This window comes from Desulfovibrio litoralis DSM 11393, assembly GCF_900143255.1.
Lineage (GTDB): Bacteria > Desulfobacterota > Desulfovibrionia > Desulfovibrionales > Desulfovibrionaceae > Frigididesulfovibrio_A > Frigididesulfovibrio_A litoralis.
The window spans coordinates 23,053-36,426 of the sequence record NZ_FRDI01000013.1; the positions used below are offsets into that span (position 1 = coordinate 23,053).

A 13,374-nucleotide genomic window follows, 5' to 3' on the forward strand; every position below is an offset into this window, starting at 1 on the left:
CTGTTGACAATCTCCCTATTCTTCGTCAAAATTTAAGGATAGACAAATTTTTTACATTACCTTTAAAATTTAGGAGTTGCTTTATGCTGAAAAAAGTTTTTCTGTGTTTATGTTGTGTGCTTTGTTTCAGTTCGGTAGCGTTTGCTAAAGATCAAACCTTGATCGTTGCTCATGATGCCACTTGGGCACCTATGGAATTTGCTAGCGACAATAAAATTGTTGGTTATTCCGTCGACTATATTGACGCAGTAGCCAAAGAAGCTGGGTTTAAAGTAGACCATAAAGCAGTAGCCTGGGACGGAATTTTTGCCGGTTTAAGCTCTAAACGTTATGACCTGATCTCTTCTTCCGTAACGATTACCCCTGAACGTAAAGCAAACTATGATTTTAGCACTCCTTATGCTCAAATCCGTCAAGCTGTGATTGTTCCTATTAATTCTAATATTAAAACAGCGGCGGATCTTAAGGGCAAAACCCTTGGGGCACAAGTAAGCACAACCGGACATTTTGCTGTTAAAAAAATTGAAGGTGCTACAGATAAGCCTTATGATGAAATTGGTTTAGCTATGGAAGATTTAAAAAATGGACGTACTGACGGTGTTGTTTGTGATGACCCGGTAGCCGCATATTATGCCAATAAGCGTAAGGACTTTGCTGACAAATTAAAAATTGCGTTTATTATGGACGGATTAGAAGAATATGGCTTTGTTGTCAGAAAAGATAATAAAGAAGTTTTAGACCTAGTTAATAAAGGTGTTAAAGCAGTTAAAGAAAAAGGCATAGAAGCCGAACTACAACAAAAATGGTTTGGTAAAAAGTTATAGTTTTAATGAATGCGTATTAATAATTTGTGTAAGTTGTGTTTTAAACTAAACTCAACTTACACAAATTATTTGATATAACTCCGGCTTGTTTTATTTAAATCATTTTATTTAAATATTTTACCTATAAGAAGTATATGTTAGAAAACGAAGTGCATATTAAAGTATCTGATGGAGCTTCCATTCCCGATCCGAATGATACTCGTCTAATAACAGCCTGGTCTGTTTCTTTTGTCGGTGCAATATCCATTTTAGCTTATCTTGCTTTTTCCTCTCCTGATATTTATTGGCGTTTACTTAAACTTTTGCCTAAAGGTTTATTGACAGCGTTTAAGATTACCAGTTGTTCTATGCTTTGTTCTCTCCCTATGGGATTATTAGTGGGGATAGGGCGTTTATCTAAAATAAGAATAATTAATCTGATTGCTTCTACTTATGTTGAGGTCATTCGTGGTATTCCCCTTTTAGTGCAATTAGTATTTTTTTATTATGCTCTTGGACGCTTGTTTTTAATTTCTGATTTTTATGCGGCTGTTATGGCGTTAAGTATTTGTTATAGTGCTTATATGGGCGAAGTATTCAGAGCGGGGATAAGTGCCATAAATACAGGGCAAACCGAAGCCGCCAGATCTCTTGGCTTTAACCGTTTTCAGACTATGTTTTTAATTGTTTTACCACAAGCTATGCGTACTATTTTACCACCCGTTGGAAACGAATTTATCGCCATGCTTAAAGATACTTCTTTGGTTTCTGTTTTGGCGATGACTGATTTACTTCAAATCAGCAAGCAATTTGCTAACGAGAATGGTTTGCCTTTTGAGGCGTATGCTACAGTTGCTTTGGTTTTTTTGATTATTACCTTGATTATGTCTAAATGTGTCAGTTTAATGGAAGGAAAACTTAGCTATTATGACCGAAAGTAATCCAATAATTCAAATTAAAAACGTCTATAAATTTTTTGGAAGCCTTGTTGCCCTCAAAGACGTGTCTTTAGATATTAAACGTGGCGAACGAGTTGTTATTATCGGTCCGTCCGGCTCAGGGAAAAGTACCCTCTTGCGTTCTATCAATAAACTTGAAACTATTAGTCAAGGGCAAATTATTGTTGAAGGACAAGATATTTATGACCCTAAAAATGATATAAATATTTTACGCCGTGATTTAGGCATGGTCTTTCAAAATTTTAATTTATTCCCCCATCGTACAGTGATGGATAACTTAACGCTTGCCCCCAGAGTTTTACGCAAAATTCCCAAAAAAGAAGCCGAAAAACTGGCTTTGGAACTTTTAACCAAAGTGGGAATAAGCGAAAAGGCAAAAGTTTATCCGGCTATGTTATCGGGCGGACAACAACAAAGAGTGGCGATTGCCCGTGCTTTGGCGATGAACCCGAAAATTATGTTGTTCGACGAACCTACCAGTGCGCTTGACCCTGAGATGACAGGAGAAGTGCTTGACGTTATGGTTTCTTTGGCTAAAAATACAGGCATGACCATGGTGGTTGTAACCCATGAAATGGGCTTTGCTCGTGAAGTCGCCGACCGTATTATCTTTATGGAAAATGGTGAAATATTGGAAGAAGCTTGTCCGAAAAACTTCTTTGAAAACCCAAAACACCCGCGCTTACAACGTTTTTTACAACAAATTTTATAGTAACAGATTAAATTAACAAACTAAACAAGCTAAATATAAATGAGAACAGTATGAGTGATCGCAGCAAAGGCAGACGCAAGGCAATATCGCAAATAGCAGGAACACAACCTTTATCGTTAGATTTTGACTATCTAAAAAAATCCGTATCGGAACAATTTGGTTCTTTGGTTTTTGATGAAAAAGAAATGCAAAAACGTTTACCGCAAGATATTTTTTTACGTCTGCAAAAAACCATGAAAGAAGGTTCTCCGCTTGACTTAAGTTTAGCCGATATCGTTGCTAATGCCATGAAAGAATGGGCGGTTTCTCACGGAGTAACCCATTATACCCACTGGTTTCAACCGATGACCGGAAGTTCTGCGGAAAAACACGATTCTTTTTTTGATTTAAACAAACAAGGTAAGGCGGTTATTGAATTTTCCGGTCGTAACCTGATTAAAGGCGAGTCTGACGCTTCGTCGTTTCCCTCCGGTGGTATTCGCTCTACTTTTGAAGCCAGAGGTTACACCGCCTGGGACGCTCGCTCGCCGGTCTTTTTGAAAGAATCATGTGGCAGTATGACCATGTGTATTCCAACGGCTTTTTATTCGTATACCGGAGAATGCCTTGATCGTAAAACTCCGTTGTTACGTTCTTTAGATGTTATTTCCAAACAGTCTTTAAGAATTTTGCGTCTTTTTGGAAACAATACCTCAACGCATGTTAAATCTTGTTTGGGTGCGGAACAAGAATATTTTCTTGTCGACCAACAATTTTATCTTCAAAGACCTGACTTAGTCAATACGGGGCGTACTTTGTTTGGGGCGAAACCGCCAAAAGGTCAAGAAATGGCAGACCATTATTATGGTCCTATTCGTGCCAGAATTTTATCTTTTATGCGTGATATCGAACACCAGCTTATTCGTCTTGGGGTTCCCGTAAAAACAAGACACAACGAAGCCGCTCCGGCACAGTTTGAACTTGCCCCGATTTTTGAAGAAGCAAATATCGCCACAGACCATAATATGTTAATTATGGAAACTTTATATGGCACAGCCCGTAAACACGGTTTTGTTTGTCTTTTACATGAAAAACCTTTTCGCGGAGTAAACGGAAGCGGAAAGCATTGTAACTGGTCTTTATCAGATTCAGAAGGCAATAACCTTTTGGAACCCGGAAAAACTCCACATGAAAATGCTCAATTTCTTGTATTTTTATGTGCTGCCGTGCGTGCCGTCTATAAATATTCGGGATTATTGAGAGTAGGAACAGCCACCGCCGGAAACGACCATAGACTCGGAGCCCACGAAGCCCCGCCGGCAATTTTGTCAGTATATCTTGGTTCTCAATTAAATCAAATAGTTGAATGTATAATTTCAAAAAATGAACAAAGCAATACAAAAGGGGAAACAATACAGGTTGGGGTTAGTTCTCTTCCGCCTTTACCCCGTGATGCAACAGACCGTAACCGAACCTCACCTTTTGCTTTTACCGGAAATAAATTTGAATTCAGAATGGTTGGCTCTTCACAGTCTACTTCTCCGGCAGTCTTTTTAATTAATACCGTCGTTTCTGAAAGCTTAGACGAAATCGCTACTATTCTCGAAGCGGAAGTTGCCAAAGGGGTAAAGCTTAATGAGGCGGTTCAAACCCTGTTGCAACAAATGTTTAGCGAAGCAAAACCCATTATCTTTAACGGCGATAATTACAGTGCGGCGTGGCTTACCGAAGCGGCCAAACGAGGTTTGCCTAATTATAAAGATACGGTTAGTGCCTTAGAACAGTTTACTTCTGAAAAAAATATTGAGGTTTTGTCAAAATATGGAGTTCTGTCAAAGCGTGAAGTAGAGTCAAGAAGTGATGTTCTTTTGGCTAATTATTCTACGACAATTCGCATTGAGGCTCAACTTGTATCAAATATCGGACGCACCTTAATTTTGCCTGCGGCTTTGGAATATCAGAAACAATTGGCTGATAATATCTTAAGCTTGCAAAATTGCCTTGGCAAAGATTGTTGTATTGCCCAGAAACAAATCCTTGAAAAAGCTATTGCTCATACCAATAAGCTTTTGGAAAACCTTGATAGTTTGGATAAAGCCATTTTAATGATCGAAGACGAGGTTAAAATCTCTCGCAACAATCCGGCAAAAAACGTTTCTGCCCTTGAACTTGCCAAGTTAGTAAGAGACAACCTAATTCCTTTATCTGAAGCTTGTCGTCAAGAGGCAGACGCCCTTGAACTTTTGGTAGACGATTTCTTATGGGCATTGCCTAAATATCGTGAACTCGTCTGGATCTTGTAAGCTCATTTAATAAAATTAAATAAAAAAGATTAAATAAAAACAGCCGATAAAAAAGATTGTCGGCTGTTTTTCTTTTTCCTACTCAAAACCATTATGCAAGACCAATAAAGATTATTGTAGAACAAACCCTAATCTTTTGGAGCCATAAACACAGGGGTCGCATTAATCAGTTGAGGTTGTTCAGCTAAAATATAAGCCATATCATTAGCCTCAAAAACATAGTCCGGTGTTGGGTTTGCTTCAAGTTGTTCGTTGCGTTTAATCGCAACAATATTGATCCCGAAACGATTGCGTAAGTCGCTTTCTTTAAGGCTTTTTCCTATAAGTTCCGAACCTTGCTCTACTCTTAACGCATTAATATCAATATGATCAAGGTCTTTTGTTATATTACTTAGTGAGGCTCCGTTTATATCAAGACTGCGAAGCATATTGTAATTTTCAGAACGAATTTCAGAAACCATATGTTCAATATTTTGTCGTGGAATTAAATAGTGAGACAAAACACGACTAAATATCTCAATAGACGTTTCAAATTCTTCAGGAATCACATCGCTGGCACCAGCCTCTTTTAAAGGTAATACTTCATTTAAAAAACGAGTACGCACTAAAATATGCAGGTTTTGAGACATTTTTCTGGCAGTTGCCGTTATTCCTCTAACGGCGGAAGGATCAGAGATAACAATCGCCAAGACTCTGGCGTTTTTTATGCCTAAAAAGTCTAAAACAGCTTCGTGAGTAGCATCTCCATGATATATAGGTTCGCCTTGTTGCGAAAAAAACCTTACGGTATCAGGGTTCATTTCTAAAATAATATAAGGAATACCCGAAAGTTTTGCTACTCTGGCGAGATGTTTACCGCCTATTCCAAAACCGATAATAATTAAATGATTGTTGAGGTCTTGTTTTTGAGTATTTTCAGTTAAACAACTGTTATCAGGAGATTCAGAGTCTTTATTTTGTGATTTTGAAAACAAATTATTTACAGCTAAGGCAATCTTTGGTGCCGCCGTGATTAAAAACGGTGTGGCAACCATTGTTAAAATACTGGCAGCTAAAAAGACTTGATAACCATCGCCGGAAATCAACTTTTGGTCTAAACCCGCCTTTGCAAGAACAAAAGAAAACTCCCCTATTTGAGCAAGGCTTAAGCCGGTAATAATCGCAGGGCGTAAAGGATATTTTAAAGCAAGCACAACCAGTAAAATGATTATTGTCTTACCGAAAATAATGATTGTAACCAAAAATCCGACATCAACCAGATGACCTAAAAAGAACTGAACATTTAAGAGCATTCCGACTGAGATAAAAAATAAACTGGTAAATACATCACGAAAAGGAAGTATCCCCTCTAAAGCACTATGAGAATATTCTGATTCGGAAATAATTAAACCCGCAAGAAAAGCACCAAGAGAAAGAGATAAGCCCATGCTTGAGGTTAAAAAGGCAACAGACAGACAAATCCCTAAAATTGTAATTAAAAAAAGTTCTCGGCTACGTGTGCGTAAGACTTTATGCAAAATCCAAGGGACAACCTTGCGAGAGACTAAAAACATTGTAACTAAAAGGCTTAAATAACCAAAACCTTTTAATAATAAATCCCAACTGACTTTTTCGCTAACCCCGGCCAAAAAAGGAACAGCGAGCATCATAGGCACGATTATAAGGTCTTGATAAATCAAAATAGATAACGACATACGCCCATGAGGGCTATCCATTTGTGCATTTTGTTGAAATATTTTTAAAACAATGGCGGTTGAAGATAAAGCCACCAAAAAACCAAAGAAAATACTCTTTTCTATGCTCACATAAAAGGTTGCAATAAAAGCGAATAAAACAATAGTTAAAAAGACCTGCCCCGTTCCGCCAATAAACACGGGCTTTCTAAGGCGTATAAGTTCACTTATCGATAACTCCATACCAATCGAAAAAAGCAAAAAGACAACGCCGATTTCCGCTAAAATCTCAACTTGGTGAACGGCGTTTACAAAACCAAAACCAAAAGGACCACAAGCCACACCGGTAATCAAAAAAGCTACAATTGGTGGTATTTTAAGTTTATGACAAACAGAAATGACAACTATTGACAGTAAAAATATAACAACAAGTTCTCGTAATAAAGGTATCTCCACTATAATCTCCGAATTAAAAGCTAACACTTTAAGACTATTGTGTAATAGTCTCAATATATAAATTATTTTAGTTTATAATAAAAATAAGCAGTTAGTAAACTTTAAGCCAATAAAACATAATTTTATTATGTCTTGATTAATATGTTAAACCGTAAATATATTTATTGCAAGGCTTGAACTTTATTTCTTTTATTCAACAACTTATATTGCTTTGTTCTTTGTAAATTAAAGTTTTTTCATTTTAGTCGTTGCTGTAACATACTGAATTAAAATTATAAAAAAAATAAACTTAGAGTTCATCGGCTTTTTTCAAGCCTATCTTTTAAGTAATTTTTAGGCTATAGAAAGAAGATAATTTAAAAAAAAGGATTAGGTGTTATGGCACACATACATAAAGATATGTTGAAAAAACCGGCAAAGTTACCTAGCGTTACTCTTAACCCCAATGCAAAACTTGTTTTGGAAAAACGCTATTTCCGCAGGAATCTAGACGGAGAATATATAGAGAATGCCGAAGATTTGTTTTGGCGTGTGGCTTCAAGCGTAGCCAAAGAAGAAACAAAGTATCCTAAAAGTCCTTATAAAGCTGATGATTTGGCTTTAGAATTTTATAATTTAATGACTTCTTGGCGTTTTTTGCCCAATTCCCCTACTTTAATGAATGCGGGAACTGAACTGGGTCAACTTTCGGCTTGTTTTGTTTTACCTGTGGGCGATTCCATAGAAGAAATTTTTGATGCGGTTAAACACGCGGCCATGATTCATAAATCAGGCGGCGGAACGGGCTTTTCTTTTTCTCGTGTTCGCCCTAAAGACAGCCGTGTAGGTAGCACAGGCGGCGTAGCCTCCGGTCCTTTGTCTTTTTTAAAGATTTTTAATACGGCAACAGAGCAAATAAAACAAGGCGGTACTCGTCGTGGTGCCAATATGGGGATCTTACGAGTTGATCACCCTGATATTATTGAATTTATTAAAGCAAAAGAAAGAGAAGGCGAGTTTAACAACTTTAACCTTTCTATCGGCTTAACCGAAAAATTTATGAAAGCCGTTGAAAAAGATGAGGAATATCCTCTTATCAACCCGCATAGCAAAGAAACAGTCGGAAAACTTAGAGCCAAAGAAATTTTTGAATTGCTTGTGCGTAAAGCTTGGGAGAGTGGCGACCCCGGAATTGTTTTTTTAGACAGAATTAACCGCGATAACCCGACTCCCGCTCAAGGTGAAATGGAATCCACAAACCCTTGCGGAGAACAGCCTTTATTGCCATATGAAGCTTGCAACTTAGGTTCTATCAACCTTGCCAAATTTTTTGTGCCAAATAAAGAAAACGGCGAAGCAATTAATTGGGAAGATTTAAAACGTACTATTGCTTTAGCCGTGCGTTTTTTAGATAACGTTATTGACGCTTCTCGTTTCCCCTTGCCTTTAATTACTGAAAATGTACGTAAAAACCGTAAAATCGGTCTTGGAATTATGGGTTTTGCCGATTTGTTATATCAAATGCGTATTCCTTATGATAGTCAGGCCGCAATGACTTTAGCCGGTAAGATTATGCAATTTATCCGTAATGAAGGCAGAGCCGCTTCTTTGACTTTAGCGAAAGAGCGTGGGGCTTTTCCCGCTTATGAAGAGTCCGTATTCCCCGCTAAGGGCGAAGGTCCGTTTAGAAACGCAACCATTACAACGATAGCTCCAACCGGTACCTTATCGATAATCGCCGGTTGTTCATCAGGCATAGAGCCTTTATTTGCCTTGTCTTTTTCTCGAAATGTGATGGACGGCGAGCGTTTGGTTGAGGCTAATATTTATTTTGAAGAAGCTTTAAAACAAGAAAACGCCTACAGCAAAAAACTTATGGAACTTGTGGCGGAAAAAGGTTCTATCGCCGAGATGGAACAGATTTCTCCCGAGCTACGCAATGTTTTTGTTACTGCCATGGATATTGACGGCGAGTCGCATTTAAAAATGCAGGCAGCCTTTCAAGAATTTACCGATAATGCCGTTTCTAAAACCGTAAACTTACCGCATGAAGCCACTATTGACGATATTCGCAATATTTATTCTATGGCTTATGAACATGGCTGTAAGGGCGTTACTGTTTATCGTGATGGGTGCAAGAGTGTGCAGGTGCTTTGTACTGGTTCCAGCGAAAATCAAAAACCAGAAGAAGCGAACACAAGAATAGTTAAAGAACGCCCTGATGTGGTTTTTGGTTTTACTCAAAAAGTGCATACAGGTATGGGCGTTATGTATGTTACGATCAACGAAGTTGACGGCAAGCCGTTTGAACTCTTTACGACAATCGGTAAGTCCGGGCGTTCGATTACGGCGAAAGCCGAAGCTATCGGGCGTTTAGTTTCGCTTGCGTTACGTTCGGGGATTAGCGTTTTAGAAATAGTGCGTCAGATTAAAGGAATTGGCGGCGAACACCCGGTATTTCAAAAGAAAGGCTTGTTGCTTTCTATTCCTGATGCGATTGCTTCCGTTTTAGAAGCTAAATATCTTCAAGGCACAAAAACAAGCTCCGGTGGCGGTTATGATTTAATGAAACAACATTGCCCTGATTGTGATGAAGTTTTGGTATTCCAAGAAGGTTGTCATATTTGCCCGAAATGTGCTTTTAGCCGTTGTGGGTAGTAGGTTTTTAGATTTTAGCTTTAACGAAATCTTTTAAGTTATGGTCATCAGGATAATCTGCGAGACTTTTTGAGGTAACTCACAGAGTTAGTAGGGTTTTGGTGACCATAATTAGTTAAGTGAGGTGGATAAATGGAATGGATTAATGTGATTAATGGTTTGGCTACTGTTATACTTGCAATTTCTACAATTGTACTTGCTTTTGCGACTCTTGGTTTAATGAGTTATACTATTATGCTTTATATTGAAACAAGGAGAATGCGGAGAATTCAAGAAGCTCCTGATATTAGTGTTACGATAGAGCCATTTATAGATAATAATTTGACCATATTGATTCATAATCAAGGGAAGGCATCAGCCAAAGATATTAAAGTGACCGCTACTCCTGATATTAAGTTTAAAAATAAGTTTGATACTGGTGAAATAGAAAAAAATATAAATCAGTTAAGTATTATGAATTTATCTTTTTTGCGTATAGAGCAATTTTTTATGGCAGACATAGGTCATTATGCAGATATAGAAAAGAGTAATAATAAGGAAACGTTTAATATTACAGATCCTATCCAGTTTGATATTTCTTATAAGAATGAAAAAGGAACAGAGTACAACAAAACAATTTGCATAAACATAAGTGAAATAAGTCATGAACTGTATGCTTATAAGGAGAATAGTGACAGCTATGCAGATGATTTGTGTGTGTATTCGGCAGCGTTACCCATGAAAATATTTACAAGAAGAAAAAAATAATTAATTTTTATTTATCCCCAAACTCCCACGAAAATAAACCTTATTTCGGTCGTCTCCAATACCTATAATAAAATTACATTTTTATTATAACTTTATTATTTAAACCCTACACTCCCACGAAAATAAACCTTTTTCGGTCGTCTCAATACCTATAATAAAATTACATTTTTATTATAACTTTATTATTTAAACCCTACGCTCCCACGAAATTAATTTTATTGGTCGTCTCCGACGGGCACGGGGAAAATGTTTTCCCCTTTGCATTCCCGCCATAAGGGGCTAGTCGCCCCTTAACCCCACGACGCATCACGCATTAGTTGATGCCTAACGGCATCAAAAGTTTGAACGCACCATGGTTCCTTTTAATGGCAATTAAAAACGTAATCACTTGATTACATGACAAAATAAGCCAGTATCAAGAACTTGAACGTGCTTTACTTCTCTTTAATGATAAATAGAAACGCAAGTATTTTATTAATGGCGAAGACACAGCGTTTTTTTAATAAAAAACTATTTCCTTTTAAACAATTTTGCAAATTCCTCGCTCCCAAAACGTAAAACCACAGGACGACCATGTGGACAAAATTCACGGTTGGGAACCGCCAGCCATAAATTAATCAGCCCTAATGCCTCATCTATCGTCAAGATGTCTCCCGCTTTAATAGCAGCCCGACACGCCCACATTTCCCAAATTTTTAATTCGTTATCCGACTCTTCCGCAAGCACAGCCTTTAAAAAACCTAAGGCTTCGTTACGCTTTAAATTAGGAGGTAGCCCGGAAACAAGCAAAGTATTTTCCGTTTCAACAAATTCAAGTCCAAACCCCAAGGCTTTTAATTGGGTTTGTTCATTAAAATAAATTTCTGTCTCATCAAGACTTAATTTTAATTCCAAAGGAAAAGCCAAAAGCTGGCTTTGCCCCCGCATGGCTCCTTGCCTAAAACCATGATACAAAACAACCTCATGAATGGCGTGTTGATCTAAAATAAAAACCGCCCCTTGTCCGTTTTGAGCTTTTTGTTTTAAGAGTAAATAACAAGCCTCTATTTGCCCCAAATATTCATATCCTTGAATTTCAGGGGGTTGATTCAAATAAGCTTCTCTTGCGTTTTGAGTGCAAGGTATTTGCTCCGCCGTGTAAACCGGTTGTACAAACTCAGTTTCTGCCAACCCTTGATTACGCAACGCAGAATAAGGAGCAGAGGGAATATGCTTATCCCAAGCGGGAATTTGAACAATATTTTCGTCTTCATTTAGCTCTGGGTTATACGGAACGGAACTATCTATTCCGACAACTGTTTTCAGCGTTTCCGCAAGCTCTCTCTCGTAAAACGCCTGCTTTCCCATAACAGGCATTTTATCGGGTTCAAGAGCAAGATCGCCCCACAATTCCAACGGTGTGGATAAAGCTTTATAGCCTTCTTTAGATAAGCTAGAAGCAAAATTTATATCAGACTGTGGCGAGTTTTCCAAACGGGCCAAAGGCGAGGCGGTTAGTGCAAATTTTTCATTTAAAGTATTTTTCAGGCTGCTTAAGACAAAAGAAAAAATCGCTCTCTCATCTCTAAAACGCACTTCGCTCTTTGCCGGGTGAACGTTTACGTCTAAATCTTCTGCCGGAAGTTCAAGAAAAATAACGGCTTGAGGGTGTTCTCGGCTGATCAATCTGCCTTTGTAAGCTTCTCGCAAGGCAGCGGAAAGTATTCGGTCACTTATTGGACGCTTATTGACATAAAAAAGCACTCGCTCTTTTTTGCTTTGTGCTTGTTCGGGGTTTGCCAACAATCCTGAGATAGAAAAAATATTGTTATCTTGTTTAAATTCAGCAAGTTGTTCTATCAGATCGCCTGACCAAAAATGTCCTAAGCGTTCAGTTAAACTTTCATTTTTATGACAAGTAATCAGATTTTTTGCCCCCGAAGTCAAACTAAAGGCAACGTCCAAGCGAGTTAAAGCTAAGCGAAAAAACAGCTCCTGACAGCGTTTAAGTTCTGTGGCAGGAGTTTTTAAAAACTTTAAACGAGCCGGAACGTTGGCGAAAAGATCACGCACTTCAATAATTGTTCCTTGATTTAAAGCGGTTATCCCTTGGTTAATCAGCCTGCCGTGTTCTATTTCGATAAAAGCCGCCTCGACGTGATTATTTTGTTCTAAACTTTCAAAGGACTTAAAAATACTGCTTAAACGCAAGCGAGCCACAGAGGCGATACTGGGTAAGGCTTCTCCACGAAAACCATAACTATTGACTTGTAAAAGCTCTGAAAAACTTTGAACTTTGCTGGTGGCATAACGAGTAACGGCAAGTTCAAGCTCATCTTGACGAATTCCATGCCCGTTATCACTGATACGCAATAAGGACAGTCCGCCGTCTTCAAGTTCAACATTAATTTCATCAGCCCCGGCATCAAGAGCGTTTTCAATCAGCTCTTTTAAAACACTGGCAGGACGTTCAACAACTTCACCTGCCGCAATCTGGTTTTGTAAAGCGGAATCTAAAAGTTGAATTGAACGCTGAAAAGAAAAATTATCTTTCAAGGTTACACCTTTATTTTATTGTAATTTATAAAAATCTTAATGAAGATTTATACTAACAAAAATCAGCAAAAGTTTAAACCGAATAATTTGTTCTTAAAATTTAATAAAATAAAGCATCTTTCAAAAAAATAATTTCATGCAAAAAAATAATTTCATGCAAGTAATTCTATGCGAAAAATAATTCTATAAAAGATGCTTAAATTTTAAGACGTTGCTTTATAAAAAAGATTATTTATTTATCTTTACCGCAACATTTTTTATATTTTTTACCACTATTTTATTGTAATTTATAAAAATCTTAATGAAGATTTTATACTAACAACAACCAGCAAAAATTTAAACCGAATAATTTGTTCTTAAAATTTAATAAAATAAAGCATCTTTCAAAAAAAGTAGTTTCATGCAAGTAGTTTCATGCAAAAAGTAATTCCATAAAAGATGCTTAAATTTTAATACGTTGCTTTATAAAAAAAAGATTATTTATTTATCTTTACCGCAACATTTTTTATATTTTTTACCACTTCCACTATTTTATTGTAATTTATAAAAATCTTAATGAAGATTTTATAT

Annotated in this window: 8 protein-coding genes and 2 pseudogenes; 6 read left to right on the forward strand and 4 right to left on the reverse strand. The window is 37.3% G+C overall.

The window, feature by feature from the left end:
• Positions 1–83: 83 nt before the first annotated feature.
• The 4 genes from BT999_RS10520 (at position 84) to BT999_RS10535 (ending at position 4,756) form a co-directional block, all read left to right on the forward strand.
• Positions 84–824 carry a basic amino acid ABC transporter substrate-binding protein gene (locus tag BT999_RS10520; RefSeq protein ID WP_072697753.1) on the forward strand — a complete coding sequence of 247 codons (741 nt, stop codon included), beginning with the start codon at positions 84–86 and terminating at the stop codon, positions 822–824.
• A gap of 134 nt (positions 825–958) precedes the next feature.
• Positions 959–1,744 (forward strand): amino acid ABC transporter permease, encoded by a 786-nt coding sequence (locus tag BT999_RS10525; RefSeq protein WP_072697754.1) that lies wholly within the window; start codon positions 959–961, stop codon positions 1,742–1,744.
• Positions 1,731–2,474 (forward strand): amino acid ABC transporter ATP-binding protein, encoded by a 744-nt coding sequence (locus BT999_RS10530; protein ID WP_072697755.1) that lies wholly within the window; start codon positions 1,731–1,733, stop codon positions 2,472–2,474. Before BT999_RS10525 ends, BT999_RS10530 begins: the two co-directional genes overlap by 14 nt.
• A gap of 50 nt (positions 2,475–2,524) precedes the next feature.
• A complete protein-coding gene (locus BT999_RS10535) occupies positions 2,525–4,756 on the forward strand; it encodes a glutamine synthetase III family protein (RefSeq protein WP_072697756.1) in 2,232 nt (743 codons plus the stop codon).
• A gap of 128 nt (positions 4,757–4,884) precedes the next feature.
• On the opposite strand, the gene BT999_RS10540 is transcribed toward BT999_RS10535, so the two are convergent.
• Positions 4,885–6,885 carry a monovalent cation:proton antiporter family protein gene (locus BT999_RS10540; RefSeq protein WP_072697757.1) on the reverse strand — a complete coding sequence of 667 codons (2,001 nt, stop codon included), beginning with the start codon at positions 6,883–6,885 and terminating at the stop codon, positions 4,885–4,887.
• A 378-nt stretch (positions 6,886–7,263) separates the two neighbouring features.
• On the opposite strand from BT999_RS10540, the gene BT999_RS10545 reads away from it, so the two are divergent.
• Together BT999_RS10545 and BT999_RS10550 are read left to right on the forward strand one after the other, a co-directional pair.
• Positions 7,264–9,522: a vitamin B12-dependent ribonucleotide reductase gene (locus tag BT999_RS10545; RefSeq protein ID WP_143145553.1), complete on the forward strand. Its 2,259-nt coding sequence runs from the start codon at positions 7,264–7,266 to the stop codon at positions 9,520–9,522.
• Between the two features lie 132 nt (positions 9,523–9,654).
• A complete protein-coding gene (locus tag BT999_RS10550) occupies positions 9,655–10,269 on the forward strand; it encodes a COG1361 family protein (RefSeq protein WP_072697758.1) in 615 nt (204 codons plus the stop codon).
• Positions 10,270–10,779: 510 nt separating this feature from the next.
• On the opposite strand, the gene mutL is transcribed toward BT999_RS10550, so the two are convergent.
• The 3 genes and pseudogenes from mutL to BT999_RS12765 all read right to left on the reverse strand — a co-directional run.
• Entirely contained in the window at positions 10,780–12,804 is a 2,025-nt protein-coding gene (gene mutL / locus BT999_RS10555) for a DNA mismatch repair endonuclease MutL (protein WP_072697759.1), read from the reverse strand.
• A 232-nt stretch (positions 12,805–13,036) separates the two neighbouring features.
• Positions 13,037–13,081 (reverse strand): annotated as a pseudogene (locus BT999_RS12760) (SEC-C metal-binding domain-containing protein); the annotation flags it as partial.
• A gap of 203 nt (positions 13,082–13,284) precedes the next feature.
• Positions 13,285–13,329 (reverse strand): annotated as a pseudogene (locus tag BT999_RS12765) (SEC-C metal-binding domain-containing protein); the annotation flags it as partial.
• Positions 13,330–13,374 lie beyond the last annotated feature (45 nt).

Bases quoted from the DNA above. Each gene is read 5' to 3' on its own strand.
- BT999_RS10520 (WP_072697753.1), top strand. From the start codon at position 84: ATGCTGAAAAAAGTTTTTCTGTGTTTATGTTGTGTGCTTTGTTTCAGT.
- BT999_RS10525 (WP_072697754.1), top strand. From the start codon at position 959: ATGTTAGAAAACGAAGTGCATATTAAAGTATCTGATGGAGCTTCCATT.
- BT999_RS10530 (WP_072697755.1), top strand. From the start codon at position 1,731: ATGACCGAAAGTAATCCAATAATTCAAATTAAAAACGTCTATAAATTT.
- BT999_RS10535 (WP_072697756.1), top strand. From the start codon at position 2,525: ATGAGTGATCGCAGCAAAGGCAGACGCAAGGCAATATCGCAAATAGCA.
- BT999_RS10545 (WP_143145553.1), top strand. From the start codon at position 7,264: ATGGCACACATACATAAAGATATGTTGAAAAAACCGGCAAAGTTACCT.
- BT999_RS10550 (WP_072697758.1), top strand. From the start codon at position 9,655: ATGGAATGGATTAATGTGATTAATGGTTTGGCTACTGTTATACTTGCA.